The 26,979-nt window shown below is 40.4% G+C and carries 25 protein-coding genes, 2 rRNA genes and 1 pseudogene; 16 read left to right on the top strand and 12 right to left on the bottom strand.

Annotated elements, in window-relative coordinates:
* The first annotated feature begins 123 nt into the window (after positions 1 to 123).
* The 6 genes and pseudogenes from F948_RS11980 (at position 124) to F948_RS11955 (ending at position 7,199) form a co-directional block, all read left to right on the top strand.
* A 23S ribosomal RNA gene (locus F948_RS11980) occupies positions 124 to 3,014 on the top strand.
* 174 nt (positions 3,015 to 3,188) lie between these two features.
* Positions 3,189 to 3,303: ribosomal RNA gene (gene rrf, locus F948_RS11975) — 5S ribosomal RNA — on the top strand.
* Positions 3,304 to 3,408: 105 nt separating this feature from the next.
* Positions 3,409 to 3,798, top strand: a complete 390-nt coding sequence (locus F948_RS11970) for a hypothetical protein (protein ID WP_004964189.1) — start codon at positions 3,409 to 3,411, stop codon at positions 3,796 to 3,798.
* A 245-nt stretch (positions 3,799 to 4,043) separates the two neighbouring features.
* The gene (locus F948_RS11965) at positions 4,044 to 4,601 is read left to right on the top strand and encodes a DUF4256 domain-containing protein (RefSeq protein ID WP_004964186.1); all 558 of its coding nucleotides are present in this window, start codon (positions 4,044 to 4,046) and stop codon (positions 4,599 to 4,601) included.
* A gap of 168 nt (positions 4,602 to 4,769) precedes the next feature.
* A complete protein-coding gene (locus tag F948_RS11960; RefSeq protein ID WP_004964184.1) occupies positions 4,770 to 5,933 on the top strand; it encodes an acyl-CoA dehydrogenase family protein in 1,164 nt (387 codons plus the stop codon).
* A gap of 93 nt (positions 5,934 to 6,026) precedes the next feature.
* Positions 6,027 to 7,199 (top strand): annotated as a pseudogene (locus F948_RS11955) (acyl-CoA dehydrogenase family protein).
* 43 nt (positions 7,200 to 7,242) lie between these two features.
* On the opposite strand, the gene F948_RS11950 reads toward F948_RS11955, so the two are convergent.
* From F948_RS11950 to F948_RS11940, 3 genes are read right to left on the bottom strand one after another with little or no spacing between them, the layout of a single operon-like run.
* Entirely contained in the window at positions 7,243 to 7,740 is a 498-nt protein-coding gene (locus F948_RS11950) for a GNAT family N-acetyltransferase (protein ID WP_100222376.1), read from the bottom strand.
* Between the two features lies 1 nt (position 7,741).
* Positions 7,742 to 8,137 (bottom strand): DUF2750 domain-containing protein, encoded by a 396-nt coding sequence (locus tag F948_RS11945; RefSeq protein ID WP_228128838.1) that lies wholly within the window; start codon positions 8,135 to 8,137, stop codon positions 7,742 to 7,744.
* Positions 8,134 to 8,733 (bottom strand): TetR/AcrR family transcriptional regulator, encoded by a 600-nt coding sequence (locus F948_RS11940; protein WP_004964166.1) that lies wholly within the window; start codon positions 8,731 to 8,733, stop codon positions 8,134 to 8,136. The genes F948_RS11945 and F948_RS11940 overlap by 4 nt, the downstream gene beginning before the upstream one ends.
* A gap of 191 nt (positions 8,734 to 8,924) precedes the next feature.
* Here F948_RS11940 and F948_RS11935 point away from each other — a divergent pair, with 191 nt between their 5' ends.
* The 6 genes from F948_RS11935 (at position 8,925) to F948_RS11910 (ending at position 17,457) form a co-directional block, all read left to right on the top strand.
* Positions 8,925 to 10,730, top strand: coding sequence for an acyclic terpene utilization AtuA family protein (locus tag F948_RS11935; RefSeq protein ID WP_004964163.1), 1,806 nt, complete (start codon positions 8,925 to 8,927; stop codon positions 10,728 to 10,730).
* An 18-nt stretch (positions 10,731 to 10,748) separates the two neighbouring features.
* Positions 10,749 to 11,627, top strand: a complete 879-nt coding sequence (locus F948_RS11930) for an SDR family oxidoreductase (protein ID WP_004964160.1) — start codon at positions 10,749 to 10,751, stop codon at positions 11,625 to 11,627.
* 5 nt (positions 11,628 to 11,632) lie between these two features.
* Positions 11,633 to 13,246, top strand: a complete 1,614-nt coding sequence (locus F948_RS11925; protein ID WP_004964157.1) for an acyl-CoA carboxylase subunit beta — start codon at positions 11,633 to 11,635, stop codon at positions 13,244 to 13,246.
* 100 nt (positions 13,247 to 13,346) lie between these two features.
* On the top strand, positions 13,347 to 14,507 hold the full coding sequence (locus tag F948_RS11920) for an acyl-CoA dehydrogenase family protein (RefSeq protein WP_004950258.1): 1,161 nt from the start codon (positions 13,347 to 13,349) through the stop codon (positions 14,505 to 14,507).
* A gap of 173 nt (positions 14,508 to 14,680) precedes the next feature.
* Positions 14,681 to 15,499 carry an enoyl-CoA hydratase/isomerase family protein gene (locus F948_RS11915; RefSeq protein WP_004964154.1) on the top strand — a complete coding sequence of 273 codons (819 nt, stop codon included), beginning with the start codon at positions 14,681 to 14,683 and terminating at the stop codon, positions 15,497 to 15,499.
* Entirely contained in the window at positions 15,499 to 17,457 is a 1,959-nt protein-coding gene (locus F948_RS11910; protein ID WP_004964149.1) for an acetyl/propionyl/methylcrotonyl-CoA carboxylase subunit alpha, read from the top strand. Before F948_RS11915 ends, F948_RS11910 begins: the two co-directional genes overlap by 1 nt.
* A gap of 75 nt (positions 17,458 to 17,532) precedes the next feature.
* Here the strand turns inward: F948_RS11910 and F948_RS11905 are convergent, their stop codons facing one another.
* The 9 genes from F948_RS11905 to rplM all read right to left on the bottom strand — a co-directional run bounded on the left by F948_RS11905 (position 17,533) and on the right by rplM (position 23,127).
* Positions 17,533 to 17,952, bottom strand: coding sequence for a roadblock/LC7 domain-containing protein (locus F948_RS11905; protein ID WP_004964148.1), 420 nt, complete (start codon positions 17,950 to 17,952; stop codon positions 17,533 to 17,535).
* Positions 17,953 to 17,973: 21 nt separating this feature from the next.
* Complete coding sequence (locus tag F948_RS11900) at positions 17,974 to 18,516, bottom strand: GTP-binding protein (RefSeq protein ID WP_004909026.1); 543 nt, start codon at positions 18,514 to 18,516, stop codon at positions 17,974 to 17,976.
* An 8-nt stretch (positions 18,517 to 18,524) separates the two neighbouring features.
* Positions 18,525 to 19,496 (bottom strand): hypothetical protein, encoded by a 972-nt coding sequence (locus tag F948_RS11895; protein ID WP_004964145.1) that lies wholly within the window; start codon positions 19,494 to 19,496, stop codon positions 18,525 to 18,527.
* A gap of 150 nt (positions 19,497 to 19,646) precedes the next feature.
* Complete coding sequence (locus F948_RS11890) at positions 19,647 to 20,006, bottom strand: roadblock/LC7 domain-containing protein (RefSeq protein WP_004802620.1); 360 nt, start codon at positions 20,004 to 20,006, stop codon at positions 19,647 to 19,649.
* Positions 20,007 to 20,389: 383 nt separating this feature from the next.
* Positions 20,390 to 21,052: a hypothetical protein gene (locus F948_RS11885; protein WP_004964143.1), complete on the bottom strand. Its 663-nt coding sequence runs from the start codon at positions 21,050 to 21,052 to the stop codon at positions 20,390 to 20,392.
* 18 nt (positions 21,053 to 21,070) lie between these two features.
* Positions 21,071 to 21,496, bottom strand: a complete 426-nt coding sequence (locus F948_RS11880) for a ClpXP protease specificity-enhancing factor (protein ID WP_004964140.1) — start codon at positions 21,494 to 21,496, stop codon at positions 21,071 to 21,073.
* Positions 21,497 to 21,510: 14 nt separating this feature from the next.
* Positions 21,511 to 22,167 (bottom strand): glutathione S-transferase N-terminal domain-containing protein, encoded by a 657-nt coding sequence (locus F948_RS11875; protein WP_004964138.1) that lies wholly within the window; start codon positions 22,165 to 22,167, stop codon positions 21,511 to 21,513.
* Positions 22,168 to 22,299: 132 nt separating this feature from the next.
* Positions 22,300 to 22,686, bottom strand: coding sequence for a 30S ribosomal protein S9 (gene rpsI / locus F948_RS11870; protein ID WP_004909015.1), 387 nt, complete (start codon positions 22,684 to 22,686; stop codon positions 22,300 to 22,302).
* Between the two features lie 12 nt (positions 22,687 to 22,698).
* The gene (gene rplM, locus F948_RS11865; protein ID WP_004909012.1) at positions 22,699 to 23,127 is read right to left on the bottom strand and encodes a 50S ribosomal protein L13; all 429 of its coding nucleotides are present in this window, start codon (positions 23,125 to 23,127) and stop codon (positions 22,699 to 22,701) included.
* A gap of 261 nt (positions 23,128 to 23,388) precedes the next feature.
* Here rplM and F948_RS11860 point away from each other — a divergent pair, with 261 nt between their 5' ends.
* The 4 genes from F948_RS11860 to F948_RS11845 all read left to right on the top strand — a co-directional run bounded on the left by F948_RS11860 (position 23,389) and on the right by F948_RS11845 (position 26,863).
* Positions 23,389 to 24,057, top strand: a complete 669-nt coding sequence (locus tag F948_RS11860) for a hypothetical protein (RefSeq protein WP_004964135.1) — start codon at positions 23,389 to 23,391, stop codon at positions 24,055 to 24,057.
* A gap of 152 nt (positions 24,058 to 24,209) precedes the next feature.
* Positions 24,210 to 25,178: a 4-hydroxythreonine-4-phosphate dehydrogenase PdxA gene (gene pdxA / locus F948_RS11855; RefSeq protein ID WP_004964132.1), complete on the top strand. Its 969-nt coding sequence runs from the start codon at positions 24,210 to 24,212 to the stop codon at positions 25,176 to 25,178.
* A 33-nt stretch (positions 25,179 to 25,211) separates the two neighbouring features.
* On the top strand, positions 25,212 to 26,024 hold the full coding sequence (gene rsmA / locus F948_RS11850) for a 16S rRNA (adenine(1518)-N(6)/adenine(1519)-N(6))-dimethyltransferase RsmA (protein ID WP_004950303.1): 813 nt from the start codon (positions 25,212 to 25,214) through the stop codon (positions 26,022 to 26,024).
* Complete coding sequence (locus F948_RS11845) at positions 26,024 to 26,863, top strand: symmetrical bis(5'-nucleosyl)-tetraphosphatase (protein WP_004964129.1); 840 nt, start codon at positions 26,024 to 26,026, stop codon at positions 26,861 to 26,863. Before rsmA ends, F948_RS11845 begins: the two co-directional genes overlap by 1 nt.
* The last annotated feature ends 116 nt before the right edge of the window (positions 26,864 to 26,979 follow it).

The following is a 26,979-nucleotide window of genomic DNA, read 5'->3' as shown; positions in this document are numbered from 1 at the left end:
TTTGGTATATGAATTTAGATTGAAGCTGTATGGTGATTAAATTCACAGACAACAAACCAGTAGCAATTAAGTTTGCAACGATAACACTCACTTGTATGTGTTAACGACTGTTTGGGGTTGTATAGTCAAGTAATTAAGTGCATGTGGTGGATGCCTTGGCAGTCAGAGGCGATGAAAGACGTGATAGCCTGCGAAAAGCTCCGGGGAGGCGGCAAATATCCTTTGATCCGGAGATTTCTGAATGGGGGAACCCACCCGCTATAAGGCGGGTATCATAAACTGAATACATAGGTTTATGAAGCGAACGAGGGGAAGTGAAACATCTCAGTACCCTTAGGAAAAGAAATCAATTGAGATTCCCTTAGTAGCGGCGAGCGAACGGGGAGCAGCCCATTAAGTTATGTGTGTTTTAGTGGAACGCTCTGGGAAGTGCGAACGTAGAGGGTGATATTCCCGTACACGAAAGGGCACACATAATGATGACGAGTAGGGCGAGGCACGTGAAACCTTGTCTGAATATGGGGGGACCATCCTCCAAGGCTAAATACTCCTGACTGACCGATAGTGAACCAGTACCGTGAGGGAAAGGCGAAAAGAACCCCTGTGAGGGGAGTGAAATAGATCCTGAAACCGCATGCATACAAGCAGTGGGAGCCGACTTGTTCGGTGACTGCGTACCTTTTGTATAATGGGTCAGCGACTTATATTCAGTAGCGAGGTTAACCGAATAGGGGAGCCGTAGAGAAATCGAGTCTTAATAGGGCGTTTAGTTGCTGGGTATAGACCCGAAACCAGGCGATCTATCCATGAGCAGGTTGAAGGTTGGGTAACACTAACTGGAGGACCGAACCCACTGTCGTTGAAAAGCCAGGGGATGACTTGTGGATAGGGGTGAAAGGCTAATCAAGCCTGGTGATAGCTGGTTCTCCCCGAAAGCTATTTAGGTAGCGCCTCGGACGAATACCATTGGGGGTAGAGCACTGTTTCGGCTAGGGGGTCATCCCGACTTACCAAACCGATGCAAACTCCGAATACCAATGAGTACTATCCGGGAGACAGACTGCGGGTGCTAACGTCCGTAGTCAAGAGGAAAACAATCCAGACCGCCAGCTAAGGCCCCAAAATCATAGTTAAGTGGGAAACGATGTGGGAAGGCATAGACAGCTAGGAGGTTGGCTTAGAAGCAGCCACCCTTTAAAGAAAGCGTAATAGCTCACTAGTCGAGTCGGCCTGCGCGGAAGATGTAACGGGGCTAAAACTATGTGCCGAAGCTGCGGATTTGACATTAGTCAAGTGGTAGGGGAGCGTTCTGTAAGCCGATGAAGGTGTATTGAGAAGTATGCTGGAGGTATCAGAAGTGCGAATGCTGACGTGAGTAACGACAAAACGGGTGAAAAACCCGTTCGCTGAAAGACCAAGGGTTCCAGTCCAACGTTAATCGGGGCTGGGTGAGTCGACCCCTAAGGCGAGGCCGAGAGGCGTAGTCGATGGGAAATTGGTTAATATTCCAATACTTCTGTGTAATGCGATGAGAGGACGGAGAAGGTTAAGTCAGCCTGGCGTTGGTTGTCCAGGTGGAAGACCGTAGGCATGCATCTTAGGCAAATCCGGGGTGCTCTATGCTGAGAGTCGATAGCAAGCTGTACTTGTACAGTGAAGTGGCTGATACCATGCTTCCAGGAAAAGTCTCTAAGCTTCAGTTACACAGGAATCGTACCCGAAACCGACACAGGTGGTCAGGTCGAGTAGACCAAAGCGCTTGAGAGAACTCTGCTGAAGGAACTAGGCAAAATGGTACCGTAACTTCGGGAGAAGGTACGCTGCTGACGGTGATGGGACTTGCTCCCTGAGCGGTTGGCAGCCGCAGAAACCAGGCCGCTGCAACTGTTTATTAAAAACATAGCACTCTGCAAACACGAAAGTGGACGTATAGGGTGTGATGCCTGCCCGGTGCTGGAAGGTTAATTGATGGGGTTAGCGTAAGCGAAGCTCTTGATCGAAGCCCCAGTAAACGGCGGCCGTAACTATAACGGTCCTAAGGTAGCGAAATTCCTTGTCGGGTAAGTTCCGACCTGCACGAATGGCATAATGATGGCGGCGCTGTCTCCAGCAGAGGCTCAGTGAAATCGAAATCGCTGTGAAGATGCAGTGTACCCGCGGCTAGACGGAAAGACCCCGTGAACCTTTACTGCAGCTTGACATTGAACTTTGACCTTACTTGTGTAGGATAGGTGGGAGGCTTTGAAGTTGGAACGCTAGTTCCAATGGAGCCGTCCTTGAAATACCACCCTGGTAATGTTGAGGTTCTAACTCTGTCCCGTAATCCGGGACGAGGACCATGTCTGGTGGGTAGTTTGACTGGGGCGGTCTCCTCCTAAAGAGTAACGGAGGAGTACGAAGGTGCGCTCAGCGTGGTCGGAAATCACGCGTAGAGTATAAAGGCAAAAGCGCGCTTAACTGCGAGACCCACAAGTCGAGCAGGTACGAAAGTAGGTCTTAGTGATCCGGTGGTTCTGTATGGAAGGGCCATCGCTCAACGGATAAAAGGTACTCTGGGGATAACAGGCTGATACCGCCCAAGAGTTCATATCGACGGCGGTGTTTGGCACCTCGATGTCGGCTCATCTCATCCTGGGGCTGAAGCAGGTCCCAAGGGTATGGCTGTTCGCCATTTAAAGAGGTACGCGAGCTGGGTTTAGAACGTCGTGAGACAGTTCGGTCCCTATCTACCGTGGGCGCTGGAAATTTGAGAGGATCTGCTCCTAGTACGAGAGGACCAGAGTGGACGAACCTCTGGTGTACCGGTTGTCACGCCAGTGGCATCGCCGGGTAGCTATGTTCGGAAGGGATAACCGCTGAAAGCATCTAAGCGGGAAGCCTACCTCAAGATAAGATTTCCCTAGGAATTTATTCCTCTAAAGAGCCGTTCGAGACTAGGACGTTGATAGGTTGGGTGTGGAAGCACGGTGACGTGTGAAGCTGACCAATACTAATTGCTCGTGAGGCTTGACTATACAACACCCAAACAGTTGTTGTATTCAAGATAAATTCAATACATAACTTGATTTAGTGTACAAACTAGTTACAATACAGACCAATTATCTAATCCGTTAATAACTCTTTGGATCGTAAGTAAGGCAAACATTATTAATTAATGTGAATAAGACCCGAAAACACCACAACAGTTTGCTGGCGACAATAGCAAGAGTGAACCACCTGATCCCTTCCCGAACTCAGAAGTGAAACCTCTTCGCGCTGATGGTAGTGTGGCGTTTGCCATGTGAGAGTAAGTCATCGCCAGCTTTTAAATACTAAACACCCCTAACCTAACGGTTAGGGGTGTTTTTTATTGCAAAAAAGAAAATAGGGTTTATGCTAATATCCCTATAAAGACTTAGATTATTTATAATGATGATCCAAAAGAATATTTTATGGGTAGATTGTTGTGCAGCTGTTTCAGCAGGTTTAATAGTTTTGCTTGCAGCACAATCGTTAAGTCAAATGTATCATTTATCAAAAAACATCATCATTTTCATTGGTTGTATCAACTTATTGTATGCATGTTATTCATTTATACTAGCAAATTATAGAAGGCGATCAGCTACTCTCATCAATATTCTTGTTATAGCAAATGGATTTTGGTGCATTATTTGTTTGATTATAATATGGTGGTTTTGGCATGAAATGACGACATTAGGAATTATGCATATTGGTGGAGAAGCAATTTTTGTCGCTACTTTGGCTAAATTTGAGTATCTCTGGAGAAATAGGCTAATAGTTAGTGACTTTATTTCATAGTTAATATTAAATCTAAGAGCTATAAAAATCATTAAGTTTAAATAAATCATATATATAATTAGTAAAAATTCTGAACTCAAATTTCTATAATAGCTAAAAGTCAGACGTGTTTTTTGTTCTATTTTTAATCTAAATATTTATAAAATGGATCATTTAAGTGAAAATTTGATTAAGTGGTTATTCTAGTTTTCATCATTTACATAGATATAAATAATAGATTATTGAAAAAGTGGAGTGTAAATATAATGGAAAAACAATTGGTTGAGAGTGAGAAGAAGTTATTGTTGGAAAAATTAAAAATTCGCTTTGAAAACAACATGCATCGACATTTGAACTTAAGTTGGTATCAGGTTGAGGAAAGATTAAAACAAGTACCAGATAAATTATGGTCATTGCATCAAATGGAAGAAACAGGTGGAGAACCTGACATAGTATCAATATATTCAGACTCATCTGACATCATATTTTATGATTGTTCATTAGAATCACCCAAAGGTCGCAGAAGTCTTTGCTACGATCGAGATGCACTCAATTCACGGAAAGAGCATAAACCAATTAGCGATGCTGTTAATGAAGCAGAAGTGATGGGGGTTGAATTGCTGACAGAAGAACAATATAAGCAATTACAGTCTGTTGAACATTTTGATTTAAAGACTTCGAGTTGGGTGAAAACGCCAGATGATATTCGGGAAAAAGGAGGAGCTATTTTTTGTGATAGTCGCTACGAACGAGTTTTCACCTATCACAATGGCGCCCAATCATATTATTCAACTCGAGGATTTCGTAGTTTGTTAAAAATCTAAGTTCCATTGGGATGAATGATTCCTTGTAGGAAGTTAAAGTAAACGAACCAATTGAATATTTTTTTAATCTTAAATTTTGCCAAGCGCTTGCTTGGTTATTTTGGTTTTGATAGCTTAGTGCTCACTAAATATTCGAAAACAATGACCAATAATCGTCAGGAAGCAAGCATGCAACTTAATCCCATATATTATACTGAGCAACATTTAGCATTTGCTGAGAGTGTTAGGCGCTTTACTGAAAAAGAGATTAGCCCTTTTATTAATGAATGGGATGAAGCAGAAACCTTTCCTCGAGAGCTTTATAAAAAAGCAGCCGATATTGGCTTGCTCGGCGTTGGCTTTGATGAAAATTATGGAGGTATTGCGGGGACGGATGCATTCTATACTCTACTTGCCTCAGTCGAGCTAGCGAAATGTGCATCAGGCGGTTTGGCTGCATCTTTGCTTTCACATACGATCGGTACACCACCAATTCAACATTTTGCTCAAGAAGAAGTAAAAGTTGAAGTATTACCAAAAATTTTATCGGGAGAGAAAATTTCTGCATTGGCAATTACTGAACCCAGTGGTGGTTCAGATGTTGCAGCTTTAAAAACTAAAGCGGTCCGAGATGGTGATGATTATATTGTCAGTGGTGGAAAGACCTTTATTACATCAGGTATTCGTGCAGATTATTATTCTGTTGCGGTGAGAACTGATCCCGATGCGAAGGGTGCTAATGGTATTTCAATGTTGCTGATTGATGCCCATAGTGAAGGCATTACAAAATCAAAACTAGATAAAATGGGTTGGTGGGCATCGGATACAGCTCATTTGCATTTTGATAATGTGCGCGTGCCAGCTAAAAATTTACTCGGCGCAGAAAATATGGGCTTCTTCGTCATCATGAACAACTTCAACATGGAGCGTTTTTTTCTTGCTGCCAGTAGCTATGGTTATGCATTGGTTTGTTATGAAGAAGCTTTGGATTGGGCCCAACAGCGTCAGACTTTTGGTAAACGCTTAATTGATCATCAAGTCGTTCGTCACAAGCTGGTGGATATGGCGACACGTTTAACTTCAACTCGCGCATTATTGGAAGATACAGCCTACCGTTTAGGAAAACCTGAATTACAGGGAAATGAACTGATTGCGCAAATTTGTATGCTTAAGAATGTTGCAACACAAACGATGCAATTTTGTGCTGATGCTGCGGTACAGACATTAGGTGGTATGGGCTTTATGCGTGGTACGAAATCAGAACGTATTTATCGTGAAGTGAAAGTCAACATGATTGGTGGTGGGGCAGAGGAAATCATGAAAGATCTCGCTAGCCGTCAACTTGGCTATTAATACAAATTTTAAAGGCTTTGAATCAAGAGGAAGTTGATTTTAAAGCCTTATCCGCATAACAAGAATGAGTTAAATAATAATTTAGGAAAAAGCATGGATGGTTTATCACTTAACCCAATTTATTACACATCTGAACATCTAGCTTTTGCAGATAGTGTTAAACGCTTTGTTGAAAAAGAAATTTCACCCTATGTAAATGAATGGGATGAAGCAGGCACTTTTCCGCGAGAACTTTATCAAAAAGCTGCTAGCATTGGTTTACTTGGTTTAGGTTTCGATGCAGAACATGGAGGAATTCCTGAAGCTGATGCATTTCATGTATTGCTTGCTGCAATTGAGATGGCAAAAGCAGCATCGGGTGGGGTTCATATTTCATTGATGATTCATAGCATTGGTACTCCACCGATTCATCACTTTGCACGTCCTGAGATTCGTGATGAAGTTATGCCGCAAATTATTGCAGGTGAAAAAATTTCAGCCCTAGCGATTACTGAACCGAGTGGTGGTTCCGACGTTGCCGCTTTAAAAACAAAAGCAGTTCGTGACGGGGATTATTATATTGTGAGTGGCGAGAAAACCTTTATTACTTCAGGTATTCGAGCTGATTATTATACGGTTGCAGTACGTACAGATCCGAATGGACAAGGTCCATAAGGGATCTCGATGCTTTTGATAGATGCGCATAGTGAAGGGATTACAAAATCACCTTTAAAAAAGATGGGATGGTGGGCTTCTGACACAGCACACCTACATTTTGATGAAGTGAGGGTACCAGTAAGTCATTTGCTTGGTCAGGAAAATGCTGGTTTTAAAGTGATTATGAATAACTTTAATATGGAGCGTTTTTGGCTAGGAGCGATAGCCTATGGTTATGCATTAGTTTGCTATGAAGAAGCTTTGGAATGGGCACAACAACGTAAAACCTTTGGCAAGCGCCTAATTGATCATCAAGTGGTACGTCATAAACTTGTCGATATGGCTACGCAACTTACAGCTACTCGTGCGTTATTGGAAGATACTGCATATCGAATGGGAAAAAAAGAACTGCAAGGTAGTGAGCTCATTGCACAGATATCAATGCTTAAGAACGTTGCTACTCGTACGATGCAATTCTGTGCTGATGCTGCGGTACAGACCTTGGGTGGTATGGGTTTTATGCGAGGTATGAAGTCCGAACGCATTTATCGTGAAGTGAAGGTGAATATGATTGGTGGTGGTGCCGAAGAAATTATGAAGGATTTGATTAGTAAGCAGTTGCAATATTAATTGGTAAAAAAGGGGGTGATCACTAATTCATCCCCTTTTAAAATTATGTGGATTCAATCCACTCATGATTTAAAATCGCCCAACGCTCATGATCTTTCCATTCTTTACCACCAACGCGTAAATATTGGCGTGAAAACCCTTCTTTAACAAAGCCTGCTCCTGCCACAAGGTGAATGGAGCGAGAATTTTCAGGTTGGATATTCGCTTCTAATCGATGCAAGTTCAGTGTTTGAAAAGCTTCTTGTAAAATAAGTTGAAGCCCATGTCGCATATATCCAAGACCTATATATGGATAAAAGGCTTCATAGCCTATATAAGCAGAATGAAAGTGACCTCGAATGATATTCGATATATTAAAGGTTCCTACAATTGTATGGTTTTCAGTTAAACAGACAAAATAACGATATTCTTGCTGTAGGTATTGTTCAAAATCTGTAGGAGGATATGTCCATGGTTGATGTAGATGAACACTATTTTGGTAGGCTTTTTTGATTTCAGCTAAATCACTGAGTTGAGGCTTACGTAAATAAATATTTTCTATTTTATTCATATTGCTTTAGTTCATTTTCTAATTCTTCTTTTAAATCGAGAGGATCTATAATCCAAACGGTTGTTCCTAGATTAGGTAACACGCCTACTTTTAGACCGTCATTATTTAAATTTGGAAGCCATATTTCAAGAAAGGTATCTAACTGTATTTGTGATGGTTTAAGCGATGGGTAAACTTCATGAAAAGCTAATGCGTAGTCAGCATGAGGCCATACAGGTAAATATTCGAGGTCCTGTTGCGGAGTAATAATTAGGAAATTTTCATTATTGTCTTCTAGAATCCAAAGTTCCTCCCAATCACAAACTTTTGAAATAAAATGTTCATAACGTTGTTTGCTTGTTAACGCAAATACATTTTCTAGTTGTTTTGGATGCATTCGATAACTCATTTCAAAGCCATTTCCCAAACCATTTCTGTCAATTCATCAATTTTGACTTTACCTTCAGGTCTATACCAAGTCACCGTCCAGGAAATAGAACCACCGACCAAACGTCGCCAAATAAATGCATCATGTTTGACTTTGCCTTGAGTACGTAATTTTTCAATCACATCAAGCCAGACTTGCTCATATTCATTACGCATTTTCAAAAGGTATTCTTGTTTTTCTTTAGAAAGAGCAAACCATTCATGTACCAGCACCGCCATAGCCGCTCCAGTATCACCAGTAATTGAAATCAATTCAGCTCTGATTAAATCACGCAATTGCTGTTCAGGATCATTTGATCGTTCAGCCGCTTCTTTAAGCCGTGCAAAGTTATAAATAATGGTTTGTTCCATCACAGTAGCAAGAATGTCATCTTTACTTTTAAAGTGATGAAAGAGACTACCTGATTGAATACCAATAAATTCACCAAGTTGGCGAACCGTGGTTTTATCATAGCCTTGCTTATAAAACAGATAGGCGGCACCTAAGAGCAAACGTCCACGTGGGCTATCGTCAAAACATACGATTTTTGGTATTTGCTCAATTGAAGTTGCGATCATGCCTGTCCGTCTATCCCGTTTAATCAAAGTGTATTGTAACAAAATTCATTTCATGAATTGTCTTATCTTTTTATAACAAGCATTTGCTTGAATTTGTCTGTTTTTGCTAATACAGCATATCATTCTGCACTTTACAAACCAAGCACTTGCTTGGTAATGTTGTGTTGTTTTTAATAATAATGAGAAAGCTCATGACAAGCGTCAAGCAGGATGACCAAAAGTTAGTAAAAATTGGATGTGCTTCTGGGTTTTGGGGCGATACCAATACAGCTGCTTTTCAGTTGGTGCATCTGAGTGATATTGATTATTTGGTCTTTGATTATCTATCTGAAATTACCATGTCAATCATGGCTAAAGCAATGATGACTGATCCTAATCATGGTTATGCATTGGATTTTGTTAGTCGTGTGATGTCTCCACTGATCAATAAAATTGCTGAAAAGAAAATCAAAGTAATCAGTAATGCAGGTGGGGTAAATCCCTTAGCTTGTCGTGATGCTTTACAAAAAATCATTGATGAAAAGGGCTTAGATTTAAAAGTAGCTGTGGTACTTGGTGACGATGTATTGCCAAAGCACACTGAACTACAGCAAAAATATATCAAAGAAATGTTTAATGGTGAGCCTTTGCCTGCACATGTGGCGAGCAGTAATGCCTATTTAGGTGCTGTTGCTATTCGTGACGCTTTGGATTTGGGCGCGGATATTGTGATTACAGGTCGTGTAGTTGATTCGGCTGTGGTACTTGCACCTTTGTTGCATGAATACAAATGGTCATTGGATGACTATGACAAACTCGCACAAGGTTCATTGGCTGGGCATGTAATTGAATGTGGTGCTCAATGTACAGGTGGTAATTTTACTGATTGGCGTTTAGTACAAGGCTTTGACAACATGGGCTTTCCAATTGTAGAAGTCAGTGCAGATTCCTCTTTTGTTGTGACTAAACCACAAGGTACAGGTGGTTTAGTGTCGACTGCAACGGTCGCAGAGCAAATCGTTTATGAAATTGGCAATCCACAAGCCTATTTACTTCCTGATGTGACAGCTGATTTTAGCCAAGTCTATTTAGAACAAGTGGGTGATGATCGAGTTAAAGTTACAGGTGCAACAGGTCGAGCACCAACTCAACAATATAAAGTGAGTGCCACTTATGCTGATGGTTATCGTGTTTTAGTCAGTTTCTTAATCGCAGGTCGCGAAGCGCCTGAGAAAGCACAAACCATTGCCAATGCCATTATTAATAAATGTGAGCGTGTATTGGCTTTACGTTCTGTTCCTCCATTTACAGAAAAATCGATCGAAATTTTAGGTATTGAAAGCACCTATGGGGCACATGCACGCATTAAAGAAAGTCGTGAAGTCGTGGTCAAAATTGCAGTCAAACATCTGTTTAAAGAAGCGTGTATGTTCTTCGCTTCGGAAATCGCACAAGCTTCTACAGGTATGGCACCTGCATTAGCGGGCATTGTCGGTGGTCGCCCTAAAGCCTCAGCAGTGGTCAAGTTGTTTTCTTTCTTGATTGATAAAGATCAAATCAAGATTGAGGTTGATTTTGAGGGGCAACGTCATCCAGTTCAGATTCCAACAGGCTTAGCTACACAGAATTTTGTTCCCTATCCAACTGGTGATGTCGCAACTTATAAAGGTGATGAAGTAGAAGTGCCTTTGATTGAGATTGCTCATGCTCGTAGTGGAGATAAAGGCAACCACAGCAATATTGGTGTGATTGCGCGTAAAGCAGAATATTTGCCGTGGATTCGAGCGGCGCTCACTGAAGCAAATGTTTCAGACTATATGCAGCATGTTTTAGATCCAGAAAAGTCAAAGGTCATTCGTTATGAATTACCTGCGATGAATGCACTGAATTTTATGTTGGAAAATGCCTTAGGTGGCGGTGGGATCACAAGTTTACGCATTGATCCCCAAGGTAAGGCTTTTGCACAGCAGTTGTTAGATATGCCAGTCAAAGTACCAGCGAAATTGTTAGAAAAATAAGTAAGGGATGTAAATCAAATGGGTTATCAATCAATTTTCAGAGCAGATGCATTTGACGACAAAGTGATTATCGTCACAGGTGGTGGCTCAGGTATTGGACGCTGTACAGCACATGAGCTGGCATCTCTAGGTGCTCAAGTTGTGATTACAGGTCGAAAAATTGAAAAGTTAGAAAAAACTGCAGCAGAAATTAGCGAAGATGGTGGAAAAGTCCATTTTATCGTTTGTGATAACCGTGATGAAGAACAAGTCAAAAGCATGATTGCTGAAGTCATTGAAAAATTTGGCAAGCTCGATGGTTTAGTGAATAACGCAGGTGGGCAATTTCCTTCGGCATTGGAAAATATTTCTGCTAATGGCTTTGATGCTGTGGTTCGCAATAACTTGCATTCTACATTCTATTTAATGCGTGAAGCCTATAACCAATGGATGGCTAAACATGGGGGCAGCATCGTCAACATGACCGCAGATATGTGGGGTGGTATGCCAGGTATGGGGCATTCAGGTGCAGCACGCTCAGGTGTGGATAACCTGACTAAAACGGCTTCTGTAGAATGGGGTAAATCGGGTGTGCGCGTCAATGCAGTTGCGCCAGGATGGATTATTTCATCAGGTATGGACAACTATAGTGGTGACTTTGCCAAAGTGATCATTCCGAGTTTGGCAGGTAATGTTCCGCTAAAACGTATGGGTACAGAATCTGAAATTTCTTCAGCAATTTGTTATTTGCTTTCTGATGCAGCGGCTTTTGTTTCAGGGGTAACTTTACGTATTGATGGTGCTGCATCTCAGGGAACACGCATGTATCCATTGGCAGATGCAACCAATAGCCAGTCTTTTAATGGTTTCCATCGTGCTTTTATTCCAGAAATTTTTAAAGACAAAGCTGGAGAATAAGAAGAATGACCATTCTCCAATCTGAAATTGCAGTCGGTAGTGAGCAGTATCAACAAAACCGTGAAGCTTTGTTGAATCAAATTGCGGAAGTACGTGCAGTACAGCAAAAGAGTATTGATAAATCTTATGCGGCTAAACCAAAGTTTGATAAGAAAGGCAAAATTTTGCCGCAAGAACGTGTGCGCTTACTATTGGATGCGGATTCACCTTTTGTCGAGTTATGTGGTCTAGTTGGCTACAACATGCATGATGATAAAGATGGCTCAGAAGCAGGTGGTGGGATTATTGCGGGTTTGGGTTTTGTTAGTGGTGTACGCTGCCTAGTCTCTGCGAGTAATAGTGCGATCAAAGGTGGAACTATGTCACCGATGGGTGTACAGAAAACCTTACGCTTACAGAAAATCGCACTTGAACAAAAACTACCGATTGTTACTTTAACGGAAAGTGGTGGGGCGAATCTTAACTATGCTGCTGAAGTATTTACCTATGGCGGTATGACATTTGCCAATCAAGCACGGATGTCTGCGGCAGGGATTCCACAAATTTCGGTGGTACATGGTAATGCCACAGCAGGTGGAGCATATCAGCCTGGTCTGTCTGACTATGTGATCGCGGTGCGCAAACAAACCGAAATGTTACTGGCTGGTCCGCCATTGTTATTGGCTGCGACTGGTGAGGTGGCAACGGCTGAAGAGTTGGGCGGTGCTGAAATGCATACCCAAGTTTCAGGTGTAGCAGAATATTTGGCGGAAAATGATGCAGATGGGATTCGACTTGCTCGTGAGATTTTAGAGCATTTGAATTGGAAGGAACAAACCACTAGTCTAAATCAAAACTACAAAGAACCGCGTTTCGCGCCTGAAGAGTTGCTTGGCATTATTCCCAAAGATCCAAAGCAACCTTTTAATATGAAAGAGGTTGTAGCTCGTATTATTGATGATTCAGATTTTCTTGAGTTTAAACAGGAATACGATGCTTTAACCGTATGTGGTTGGGCGAAAATGGGTGGTGTACATATTGGCATTATTACCAACAATGGACCTATCACACCACAAGGTGCGGTCAAAGCAGCACAATTTATTCATCTGTGTGAGCAGACCAAACGACCACTTTTATTCCTGCATAACACTACAGGTTTTATGGTGGGAACAGATGCTGAACAGAACGGCATCATTAAGCATGGTTCGAAATTAATCCAAGCAGTTGCGAATGCGACTGTACCGAAAATCTCGATTATTGTGGCTGGTTCCTACGGTGCAGGCAACTATGCGATGTGTGGGCGTAGTCTCTCTCCAAGTTTTATCTTTGCATGGCCAAATTCACATGTTGCGGTAATGGGGGCAGCACAAGCGGGGAAAGTGTTGCGTATCGTCGCAGAAGGTAAACAGAAAGCTTCTGGAATGGAACCGAATCCGCAAATGTTGGATTTCCTAGAGCAAAGCACTGCGATGAAATTAGAACAGCAATCGACTGCTTTGTTTAATACAGCAATGTTGCATGACGATGGCATTATCGATCCAAGAGATACGCGTAAAGTCCTGATCTTCTTGCTACAAACCATTTATGAAGCACAACAACGTCAACTTAATCCAACACGGTTTGGTGTATCGAGATTTTAAGAAATCTCCCCTAGCCCCTCTTTTTAAAGAGGGGAACTCCTCCCTTTGAAAAGGGAGGTTGGTAGGGATTTAAGAATATGTAATTTTTAAGGAAAAAATAATGAAATTTACCGCAGAGCATGAAGCATTACGTCGTACCGCACGTCAGTTTGTAGAAAATGAACTAAATCCATTTATTCCAGAATGGGAAGCAGCGGGACGCTTTCCGATTCATGACGTTTTTAAGAAAATGGCAGATTTAGGTTTGCTGGGTATTTGTAAGCCAGAAGAAAATGGCGGTTTGGGTTTGGATTATTCATATAACCTTGTTGTCGCTGAAGAATTAGGGCGTGCTGCATGTGGTGGTGTGCCACTGGCGATCGGTGTGCAAACCGATATGGCGACACCTGCACTTGCTCGTTTTGGTAGCAAAGAATTAAGAGAAGAATTTTTGAATCCTGCGATTCGTGGTGAATATGTGGCATCAATTGCAGTATCAGAAGTGCATGCAGGTTCAGACGTAGCAGCAATCAAAACCACTGCAAAAAAAGATGGCGATGATTATGTGATTAACGGCAGCAAAATGTGGATTACCAATTCACTGCAAGCGGATTTCTTCTGTTTACTTGCCAATACTTCAGATGACAAACCTCATGTCAATAAATCCATGATTATTGTGCCTGCGAAGACTGCGGGTATCAGTTTTTCAGAGCCACTGAATAAATTAGGTATGCGTTCAACAACAACTGCTCAAGTCTATTTTGATAATGTTCGAGTGCCGCAGCGTTATTTGGTTGGTGCAGAAGGCATGGGTTTCATGATGCAAATGATGCAGTTTCAAGAGGAACGTATGTGGGCATGTGCCAATGCAGTAGGCGGTTTAGAAAAAGTCATTCAACAAACGATTGATTACGCTAAAGAACGTACTACTTTTGGTCAGCCCTTGATTAATAACCAATATGTACATTTCCGCTTCGCCGAGTTAATGACTGAAGTTGAAGCATTAAAGGCGCTGACGTATCAAGCTTGTGAACAGCATATTGCTGGGGAAAATGTCACGATGTTGGCTTCAATGGCGAAACTCAAGTCGGGTCGTCTCACTCGTGAAGTCGCTGATACCTGTCTGCAATATTGGGGCGGCAATGGCTTTATGTGGGATAACCCTGCTTCTCAACTTTATCGTGATGGTCGCCTTGGTTCAATTGGTGGTGGAGCCGATGAAATTATGCTTGGAATTATTTGTAAGTTGATGGACATTTTGCCGAAGAAACAGAAAAACTAGCTACGTTGCTCTTGCCGCGTTAAAAATTGGCTCTAAATGCTCAAATATGAGCAAGGAAATAGCGAAATATATTTCGTCCTTGCGCAAGATATTCTGCGCTTTTTCGCCAATTTTATGCCTTGCAATAGCTGCCTCGTCATACGTTTTTCTTATTGGATTTAGGACTTATAAAAATGCTAAATAATTTACAAGTGGATGAAAGTCTCCAACTTGAACAACAGGGCAGTATTTTAACGATGTGGCTTAATCGACCTGAAAGTCGCAATGCCATGAGTCTCAATATGGTCAATGCGATTCAACAGGTCTTTACCCAAATAGCAGATGATGTATCGATTCGTGCTGTGATTTTACGTGGTAAAGGCGGACATTTCTGTGCAGGCGGTGACATTAAAGATATGGCAGCACTCCGTGTAGAGGCGGCGAATGTGGGTAGCTTACAGCCATATGTTGATTTTAACCGTCGTTTCGGTGCCATGATTGAACAAGTTGATCAAGCGCCACAAACCGTGGTTGCTGTATTAGAAGGTGCAGTATTAGGTGGAGGTTTTGGCTTGGCTTGTGTTTCTGATATCGCGATTAGTCGCGATACGGCACAGTTTGGCTTACCTGAAACAGGCTTAGGTGTTTTGCCAGCGCAAATTGCACCTTTTGTAGTGAAACGCATTGGACTAACACAAGCGCGTCGTTTGGCATTGTTAGGTTCTCGTTTCAATGGTGAGACTGCTCAGAAGTTAGGTGTAGTACATGATGTAGTACATGATGAAAATGAGCTTGAGCAGCTACTAAGCGATACAGTTCAACAAATCAAACGTGCTGCACCATTGGCTTCTCGCAATACTAAAGCTTTATTACATCGTACTTTGAATGAACCTTTAGATTCTCTACTCGATGATGCTGCACAGCAATTTGCGCAAGCTGTCGGTGGAGTAGAAGGTCAAGAAGGCACGATGGCATTTATTCAAAAACGTTTACCAACTTGGGCTGAGCAATGATGAAATTTTCAAAAGTTTTAGTCGCAAATCGTGGTGAAATCGCAGTTCGAGTGATGCAAACAGCGAAAGCGATGGGCTATCAGACAGTTGCTGTATATTCAGATGCAGATGCCAATGCTCGCCATGTTCAAGTGGCTGATGAAGCTGTATACATTGGTGCATCTAAAGTCTCTGAGTCTTATTTGTCGATCACCAATATTATCGAAGCCTGCAAAAAGACTGGTGCCGATGCTGTTCATCCAGGTTATGGATTTTTATCTGAAAATACCGATTTCGCCCAAGCGTGTAGTGATCATGGCATCACTTTTATTGGTCCCAATGCCGCTGCGATTCATTTGATGGGTAGTAAGCGTTTGTCAAAAATTGCCATGATTGAGGCGGGTGTACCTTGTGTACCGGGTTATGAAGGTGATCGACAAGATATCGAATATTTAGCTGAACAAGCAGAAAAAATTGGTTTCCCTTTGATGGTGAAGGCATCTGCTGGTGGTGGTGGGCGTGGTATGCGTTTGGTTCACCAGTCTGCTGATTTACTCGAAGCTTTAAAAACAGCGCGTTCAGAAGCCGAAAATGCATTTGGTTCAGGTGAGCTGATTATTGAAAAAGCAGTGATTGCACCTCGTCATGTGGAAATTCAAGTATTTGGTGATACGCATGGCAATTACGTTTATTTATTTGAACGAGACTGTTCAATTCAGCGCCGTCATCAGAAAGTAGTCGAAGAAGCACCTTGTCCCGTGATGACACCTGAATTACGTCAGCAAATGGGCGAGGCTGCAGTTGCTGCCGCCAAAGCTTGCGACTATATCGGTGCAGGTACGGTTGAATTCTTACTTGATCACTCAGGTGAGTTTTATTTCCTTGAAATGAATACTCGTTTACAGGTTGAGCATCCAGTAACAGAAATGATCACGGGCCTCGATTTAGTTGAATGGCAACTCCGTGTCGCAAATGGTGAAACTTTACCTCTACAGCAGCATGAACTCACTTTAAATGGACATGCAATTGAAGTGCGTTTATATGCAGAAGATCCACGACAGGATTTTTTGCCTCAAACTGGAAAGGTACTCAATTGGAAACCTGCAGGCTCTGATGGAATGTTATCAAATGTTCGGATTGATCATGGTATGTTAGAACAGGGTGAAATTAGTCCGTTTTATGATCCAATGGTGGCGAAGATAATTGCTTATGGTAAAACTCGTCAGGATGCGATTCGTCTGTTAGCGCGCGCAGTAAATGATTGTGTGCTATTGGGTGTGAACAGCAATAAACAGTTTTTGGTGAATTTATTACGTCATCCGATTGTCGTGGCAGGTGATACCAATACCGCATTTATTCAACAACATTTTCAAGATGATGTCAGCCTACATCAACAAGGGCCAAGTTTGGAAAATCTTGCGGTTGCTGCAGCATTGTTCACTCAACTGAACCAAGCGAAAGTTTCATGGCAAACAGGTATTTCTGTGCCTTTCCCATTAAAACTAAAATGTGCTGATCAACAGCTATTACTTCATGTCCAAACAGATCATGATCAACTGATCGCTATGCTATGTGATCAGCAAGTCAAGATTAAGATTCTAGCGATTCAAGATACACAGATCATTTATGATGTAGATGGTATACGCCGTAAATTGAATTATGTACTTGATCAAAATCAGCTTTATTTAGATACAGCGAATGGCAATCTCATAATAGAGAATAGCACTTACGCAGAACCTGAAGCGGTTGAAGTTATCGGTGACGGAAAGATTCGAGCGCCAATGGATGGTGCAATTGTGAATCTATTGGTCAACGCTGGTGATACCGTTACCAAAGGTCAAACTTTATTGATCTTGGAGGCGATGAAAATCCAGCAACAGATTAAATCTGATGTGGATGGTGTTGTTGATGAGCTCATTGGTCAAGTCGGTCAACAAGTGAAAAAACGACAATTGTTATTAAATGTCGCAGTTGCTTAAAGCTTATTAATAGTCTTTCAACCGCGATCAGTGAGTGTGTAGAATTGTCTTTCAGATTAATCAATAAGTTAAGGATTAAGCTTGATCAGCGGCAACAATCGCGGCACTGGCCTGTTTTAAACTATAAAGCAACTGTCCGAGTAGAACATCCTTATTACTCAGCGTCACCATGACCATCGGATGATGTGGTGCAGGAATGGAGGTCAGGATTGCCTTGCCATTTTCCGCATCGAGGGTGATGCTTTGACACCCAGTCAACTGGATTTCATTCAGGAACGCACTGACCATTGCCAGAATGGAACTGCTGACAGCAGCAAGCTTGGTACTGTTATAAGGATTCTTCTTATAAACGGAAGCCAGTTCAAATCCATCTGTAGAGCAGAGCATAATATAATCAATGCCACGAATATTCATCAATATGTCATTGGCTTGAGCTTTAGCCAAATGGATCAACTCCTTTGGCGCTGTACGTTGTTGACTTGGAATGCTGAACATAATTCTTCTCTTTCAAAATGATTAATTCGTTGCTCTCAGATTGACTTCTAATGCTGCAATCAGTGATTCAATCATCAGCAGAATGTGTTCTTGTTTTCGGGCATCAATAAAAAACAGAGGATATTGATACTCATTTTGAATTAACCAATCTCGATAAATTGAAATCGGTTGCCCTTTATTTTCATCAACATGCGTGATGCCGATCGAAATATTTTGTGTATAGTCTTTAAAAGTGTCTAAATAGCCTTCTAGCTCCTCTAGAGGAACTTTACTATTATGATCAACCAAGATAATCACACCCAAAGCACCTTGGCAAATAACTGGCCAAATGAAATCGAATCGTGCTTGTCCAGGTGTTCCATAAAGTCCAATTTTAACACCGTCATCTAAAGTAATTTCACCATAATCAATGCCAACAGTTGTTTGCATTTTATTATGTGCCTGACTGTCTGTATTAAATGCTTCGGTTGCAAGCACAGGAATTTCGGAGAGTGATTTAATCGCTTCAGTTTTACCTGCACCCATGCTTCCTGCAAATACAATTTTATATTGTTGAAGAATCATAGAATTCCTTATAGCCCAAATCGGCGTCGGATTTTGCCGAAAAACTTATTTAAAAAGCCTTGTTGTTCGTTAGAGGCTTTGGTTTCCTCTAATTTTAAATAATGACTTTCTGACGCTGGGATAACTCCGCCATTATTTGAAATAATGCATGCGGAAATAAATAGTTGAACTGTTTGAATAGGGAGTTTGAGTTGCGTAGCAACCTGTGAAAGTTGTGCTCCTTGTATAAAACATGCTGAAAGTAAAAGTGCAATTTTTCGATCTGTGCTTTGATGTGGTTGAGGCCAATACTCAATTTTGTAATATTCGTTTTCTTTAGGCGATAGCTTTTGAAATTCAGAAGAATGCCAAAAAAGATTCCATAACCAGTCTTGTAAGTCATATTCGACTTTACGAGAAACCTTAATAAAATCAGATGTAGTAGCAAATTTATAGTTAAAACTATGATTTGTTTGTGTATTTAGTCGAGTTGGCTCTAACCATGCAATTTGGCTACGTGTATCAATGATGGCTAAAGTGCCATGATCATCAAAGATGTGTAATCTTGCATTTTCTGGATTAAACATTTCAGCAAGAAATTTTTCATTTATTGCATCATGTTCTATCTTCAATTCATTTGTAGTTTGTTGTGGTTGGTGACTAGCCAAATAACTTAATAATCGATGTTGAATCCAGTTTTTTAATGCATCTCCTTGCTGAAATGGCAAATAAAGTGTGTTGTTTTCTTCTATCGTTGATGAATCGTGATGTCCTTTAGATACTTTTAAGCAGGGTAATTGTTTTTCTTTAATAATTCGCTGGATACCTTCAGTATCAAAAAAATTTTCATTTATTAGTAGCAAGTCTATATTTGGATCGGCGATGTTTATCCAATTAATGCCAAATTCATTCGGTATTGTTTTTCTAAGTTCTATTTTTAATTCGTCTGAAACTTTTAAACTTATACCTGAAATTGCGATATTAATGCAATGTCCATTCATAGTATCACTTTAATGTTTTATAAAAAATTGGACTGCACAAAATTAGTCATAATTAATGACTAATAATAGACCTCTCATATATTTTTATATATTAATGGAATATAAAAATATACAAGAAGTCTAGTATATAATGTAACTAGATAATACTAATTAAGCAAAATCTAATTCTTTTTCAAACGTTTTAAGTTCGTGACGAGCCATAGCAAGGTTTGACTTGCTGCGGTCTAAAACAAGATAAAGGAACAAATTGCCATTGCTTTCTAGAGGACGAATAAGGTGATAAGCCTTACCTAAAGTAATCAAAATATCTTCGATATCATCGTTAAGTTTCAATGAGTTAGCTACACGACGCTTTGCGCGGATTACTTCTGTATTACCAGCTGCTGCTAGTTCTAAATCAATTGATCCCCCACCTTGAGTTGCTAGTGCTAAACCGCTTTCTGTATCTACTAACGCTGCTGCAACGAACCCATCAATATTTGTTAAGCTTTCTAGTGAAATTTTAGCCATGATATTATCTCTACTAATACATCTTGTTTATGAATTTATATTCCCTACTTTTGTTTTAGATTATTCTTCAAAAGCAGTTAATATCATTATAGGAATCTATGTAATTAAATCAATTGGGCTTTAAAATAATTTAATTCACAAGATGGCTGTAAATTGACAATTTTTATCAAGCTATCAAAATAAAATAATAATTGAGGACTATATTTTAATTTTATTGTGAGTTGTTTCACATAAATAAATAGGTTTAAGTAGGTTTTTTGATTGTAAATAAATGTAAATAGAATGTTACTTAGACAAGCTTAAAGATTTTATCAGAAAATAAGTGTGCTTATAAGGTATTGATTCAGCAGGTAATAAATACCTGCTGAATCTTTCTGACGTGTTTAGTTGATCATTAATTGGTTGTATGAATAATACATAAATAGCAAAATGACCAATGCAACAAATGGTGAAACAATGTACGCCCATTTTGGCGAGTCAATCATGTTTGTTTCATTTTCTTCAGTAATGTCATTATGATGCGGTTGTGCTTGATTTACCATTTGATTGAACTCCTGCATGGTTGCTTCTAATGAAATATCTATTTGCTCAACGGGTTTTGAGCCAATTAACTCATTTAATTGAGCACTTGACCAGACCCAATCATCTGCTTGGCCAGAAAGATGTTCGATTTGTCCTAATAACAATTCTGACATCCCAATTTGACCAAAATGACCTGTTTGATCGAGTTGATTTAATTCATTGAGTTGAAGAACAAGAATCTCTGAAATACTTGTTTCTAAGTCATTGGGAGCGAGTGCTGACTGATTATGCTGTGAGGTCGTAAGATGCCTAGCAATTTCTTGTATATACAGAGGATCCGCAGTTTGGATTTCTTGATATAGTTTTTTAGCGTTTTGCTTCCAGAGACTGATTAGGCGAGCAAGTGCAAGAGTATTGATCTCCTGAATGAAGACAGCCTTTTCTTTTACCGAATACTGATTTAAGAGTTGAGGTTTTTGAATTTTTATTTGTTCAGCAAAATATTGGACTAGGTCAAACGCCATATTCGATTTCCTTTTATTTTAATCTAAAATTCTAAGGGACGGTTTTTTCTTACTTGGTTCAGCTACTTCCGTTGATGGAGCTGTTTCAGCAACATTGTTTGTTTCTACAGCATCATATTCGCTTGGGTCAAAGAATAACCCCTGACCATTTTCTCTCGCATAGATGCCCAAGACAGCCTGAATAGGAACGTAGATGTCTTTTGCTACACCACCAAAACGCGCTGAGAAAGTAACCGCTTCATTACTCATATGTAATTGATGAATAGCATGTGGCGCCAAATTCAAAACAATTTGGCCATCTTTCACAAATTGTAAGGGTACTTCGGTATGTGGTTGGGTTGCGTCTACGAGTAGATATGGTGTGAGTTGGTTATCACAGATCCATTCATAAATTGCGCGTGCAAGATAGGGACGTGTAGGGCTGAAATTCAATTGCTCTGACATAACTTATAAGCTTATTAAATCGTTGAAATTAACTCATTGTAGCTGTTTTTTTCTTGTGCTGTCATTGATTTGATAAATGCAGGTCTGTTGAAGACGCGGTGACAGTAAAGAAAAATAGGGCGGCATTGCTGTTGGGGTAATTCAATCCCCATGTTTTTAAGTCGTAAAAAAATAGGGGCTAAGATACAGTCCAAAATCGAAAATGTTTCAGACATAAAAAAAGGGAAATGTTGAAATAAAGGCGTTAGCGAAATAAGTGTATCTCTTAGTTCTTTTTGTGCTTTTTGCTTAAGTTCTAAATTTAATGTGTCTGCATGTTTTAGCATGTGATCAGCAAGTTTGAACCAGTCTTGTTCGAAACGCCATATATATTGACGTTGTTCGGCTCTTGCCATCGGTGCGTCAGCATACAGCTTATTTTGACGATATCGATCATCTATATATTCTGAAATTACGGTAGCTGAAAATAATTTTAGATTTTGTTCAATCAGCATTGGTAATTGATTGTAGGGGTTAAGATCAGCGAGATCTTCATCTTCATGATCTGTGATAATGAGATGATATTTGATTTGCTTTTCAGCTAATAAGAAACGAATCCAATGTGAGCGGAAATCATCTGCATGACTATACAACGTAATGCCTTGAACAGGCGTATTTTCAACCGATGACATATCACAAAACTAATTATATAAACGTTTTAGCATACTAAAAAAATCATACAAAAGCATCTTTGAATTCTTTTGTTTAATCTAAAATAAAAAACCTCGGAAAAATCCGAGGTTTTTGTCCAATTCGTAAAACGATTAACGTTTAGAGAATTGAGGACGTTTACGAGCTTTACGTAAACCAAGTTTCTTACGTTCAACCTCACGAGCATCACGAGTAACGAAACCAGCTTGACGAAGAGCAGGTTTTAAAGTTTCGTCAGCAGCGATCAATGCACGAGTAATACCGTGACGGATAGCGCCAGCTTGACCACCAATACCACCACCTTTAACAGTGATGTAAAGGTCATATTTTTCAGTTACTTCTAAAAGCTCTAAAGGCTGACGCACAACCATACGAGCAGTTTCACGACCGAAATATTGCTCTAAAGTACGATTGTTGATTACGAGTTTACCTGTACCAGCTGATAAGAAAACACGTGCAGTTGCGGTCTTACGGCGACCTGTACCATAGTTTGTAGCCATGTGCTGTATCCCTTAGATGTCCAAAACTTGTGGCTGTTGAGCTGTGTGAGGATGCTCAGCACCAGCATACACTTTCATTTTCTTGATCATAGCATAACCAAGAGGACCTTTTGGCAACATACCTTTTACAGCGCGTTGGAAAATTTCTTCTGGTTTGTGAGCAACTAACTTTTCGAAGTTAGTTTCACGGATACCACCAGGGAAACCAGTGTGGCGATAATATTTTTTATCTAGAGACTTGTTACCAGTTACTTGAACTTGTTCAGCATTGATAACAACGATGTAATCACCAGTGTCAACGTGAGGAGTATAAGAAGTTTTGTGCTTACCGCGTAAACGACGAGCGATTTCAGTCGCAAGGCGACCTAAAGTTTTGCCAGAAGCATCAACAACGTACCAGTCGTGTTGAACTTCAGCTGGCTTAGCGCTGAGAGTTTTCATTAACCACTACCTATTATAGTTGGTTTGAGCAAGGAATCGCCCAAACAAAAGGAGACCGAATTCTACATGAATTAATTGATCATCACAACAATAATCCTTTGGAAATGTCATATTTTGTGAATATTCGACCAGTTTTGTAATGTTCTTAAAATTAAGTGTCAGAAACGAATTTTAGCTTGTTAGGGACTCAAAACTGCCCTATTATTTTTATACCAAATATTTAAAAAATAGAAGTACTTATATGTTTTTTGGGGGAATTTGATGGACTCGTCGTTTTTTTTAAAAATTGCCATAGCTGTCTTACTTTTACAGTTAAGCATAACCCAAACACATGCTCGGAAGCTCTATAAATGGGTGGATAGAAATAGTATTACAAATTATTCAGAATTTCAGCCGAAGGAAGGGTCGACACGCAAACTTGAGGTTTTGGAAAGCCGTGGTAATGAACATTTTGATCCGATGATGGCTGTCACAGCTGAAATGAAACCTATCGAAATTCCAGTTGATCCGATGAATCTTCAGGGAACATCGAGTTCAGCTGCTGCAACTCAAACAGTGAAACCTTCGACTCAAACTGTTGTGAAACAAGGAGTGCTTGCTGCTCAGCCTTATACAATTCCAATGAGCAGCACAGTTGTATCAAATGTAATTCAGAAGAAAGAATCACAGACTGAGCTTGTTCAACAAACTAGCGATAAAAAAGAAACTCCGATTAATCCTGTGGCTGATAAAGCTGCAAGTACTGTAGTTGTGACTGAGAAAACTGCGAATACAACGATCACTATTGAGAAAAAGGAAAAGCCACAAGCAATCGTGGTTGCTCAACCTGAGAAAAAAGATAAGCCTAAAATTAATCCATGGACGAGAACACCAACTTTCTCACCTTCTAACTTAGTGCCATCTAATTTACCAAAAGTAAAAGTGCCTTGAGCAAGATAAATTCAATGTGTGAATACTTTTTAAAATTTTGCTCAAATTATTTTTGATATTTCATTGAGTACCAAAAATAAAGCAAATGCACTCAATCAAAATTTAATAGCGGTATATAATAGTTAGCATTGAAATCAAGTTAGGTCTGTAAGATGCTGCCGTTATATGTCACGTCAGGTGAGCCAGCTGGCATCGGTCCTGATATTTGTCTTAATTTGGCAAATAGACAAGATTTGCGTCCCGTTGTCGTTTTAGCTGATATAGATATGTTGAAACAGCGGATAGAACAACTCGGGCTTGAGGTTGAATTAGTTCTATACTCAGGTCAGACTGAACCGAGTTTGAATGGTCAATTATACGTCGAGCATATTGCTCTTGCTAAACCTGTCATTTTAGGCTGTTTAGATGCCGAGAATGCTTCTTATGTATTAGAACAACTTCATCGTTCAGCTGATTATGCGTTGTCTGGAAAAAGCGTAGGTGTTGCGACAGCTCCTGTACAAAAGTCGATTATCAATGATGCAGGAATTGTCTTTAGTGGACATACTGAATATTACCAAGAGTTTGCTCACGTTGATCGTGTCGTGATGATGTTAGCAACTAAAACTTTACGTGTAGCATTGGCGACAACGCATTTACCATTACGTGATGTTCCAGACGCCATTACTCAAGAGCGATTGCATCAAGTCATTGATATTTTGATTCATGATTTAAAAACAAAATTTAAAATTAACCAACCACGTATTTTGGTATGTGGGTTGAATCCTCATGCAGGTGAAGATGGTTATTTAGGACGTGAAGAGATTGATGTGATCAATCCTGTTTTGGAAGAGTATCGTGCTCAAGGTGTCAAAATGAGTCTGAGCCTACCAGCAGATACTTTATTTACCTCTGAAAATTTAAAAGATGCGGATGCAGTTTTAGCCATGTATCACGATCAAGGTTTACCTGTGCTAAAATCTCAGGGCTTTGGTGAAGCAGTCAATATTACCTTAGGCTTGCCATTTATTCGAACTTCGGTTGATCATGGTACCGCAGTTTCTCTTGCTGGTACTGGGCAAGCAAAAGCGTCTAGCTTGCATGTCGCAGTTGATTTAGCACTTGATCTCGCTCGTGATTGATTAACGAGCCAATTATTCGCAATTGGAATTATTATGTATCAAATTAATGCCCTAAACCCTAAAGATGAAGGGCATCAGGCTCGAAAACGTTTTGGTCAAAACTTTTTACATGATCAACGTGTGATTGCCAAAATTGTACGCTCAGTGAATCCTCGTGCGGGCGACAATATAGTTGAAATTGGTCCAGGTTTAGCGGCTTTAACTTCTCCATTGATCGGTGAGTGCGATGCTTTAACCGTAGTCGAACTTGACCGAGATTTGGCAGCAGGTTTACCTGGTCGAGTACCACATCCTGAGCGACTCACTATTGTTGAAGCAGATGCTTTGAAATATGACTTTACCCAATTATTCCAAGAAGGGCGTCCGCTCCGCGTAGTAGGGAACTTGCCGTACAATATTTCAACGCCATTGCTTTTTCACCTCTTAGAGTTTGGCGATAAAGTCAAAGACATGCATTTTATGCTGCAGAAAGAAGTAGTGGATCGTATTACTGCCGAACCAAACACCAAAGAATATGGACGTTTATCTGTAATGATTCAGTATTACTGTAAACCAACGTTCTTATTTGAAGTGCCACCAGGTTCCTTTAACCCACCACCTAAAGTGACTTCAGCCGTGTTTCGTTTGGAGCCTTATGAGACGAAGCCAATTATTGCAAAAAATGAAAAAGCTTTGGCTCGCTTAGTTGGGCACGTCTTTACACAACGTCGTAAAACATTGCGTAATAGTTTGAAAGGTATGTTGGCTGAAGACGGCTTTGAAAAAGCTGGTGTAGATCCGATGGCTCGTCCTGAAACATTAAGTTTGGCTGACTTTGTGGCTTTATCTGACCAAATGGTGTCTTGATGTCTAAACGCTATAACTATGTGATTGGTGATGTGCAGGGTTGTTTTGAAGCATTAAAAGCACTTTTAAAAGAGATCCGTTTCGATCCTGATCAGGATTTTCTTTGGTTCGCTGGTGATTTGGTCGCGCGTGGTGAAAACTCGGTCGGTGTATTGCGTTTCGTCAAAAAACTTGCTGATCGTGGTGCTGCTGCAACTGTATTAGGTAATCATGATCTGACATTGATTGCCTGTGCACGTGGGTTTAAGAAAATCAAAGACAAAGATCGGACTCAAGATGTAATTGATGCGATTGATGGTGATGAACTCATCGATTGGTTGCGCAAACAGCCATTAAGTTTGTCGCCAAATGCCACTACGCTTATTACCCATGCTGGGATTCCCCATATTTGGTCAGCTGAAAAAACCGTGGAGCTTGCTCAAGAGGTGCAACACGCTGTCGGACATGAAGATCTGAGCGTTTTGGATGCTTTTCTGCGGGAAATGTATGGAGAGCAACCTGATTTGTGGACTGATGAATTATCAGGTGCTGAGCGTTTACGATGTATTACCAATTATCTGACTCGTATGCGTTTAACGGATATTGATGGGCGTTTAGAGTTTAAATTTAAAGATGCTTTAGATGCTCCAATGCCTGAAGGGTTTAAGCCTTGGTTTGAATATGAAAGTTTGGCTGCGAAAACACACCATATTATTTTTGGGCATTGGGCAGCTTTACAGGGAAAAACAATTAATGCCAACATTCAGAATGTAGATGGTGGTTGTGTTTGGGGGCAGCAGTTGCTTGCATATCGTTTAGAAGATCAGCAGATCTTTGCGATAGATAATCCAATACAATAGTTTTTCTATATTTTATAAAATGCCCAGTATTTATCCGATATTGGGCATTTGTTGTTATGGCTTGTCAAAAAACTGTCACATCCTGATCATTAAAGTGTCAAAAAATATTTATAAGC

The sequence above is a fragment of the Acinetobacter junii CIP 64.5 genome, from assembly GCF_000368765.1.
In the GTDB taxonomy this organism is placed as follows: Bacteria; Pseudomonadota; Gammaproteobacteria; order Pseudomonadales; family Moraxellaceae; genus Acinetobacter; species Acinetobacter junii.
Note: the sequence above shows the minus strand (reverse complement) of the source record. Positions and strands in the feature narration are given on the sequence as shown.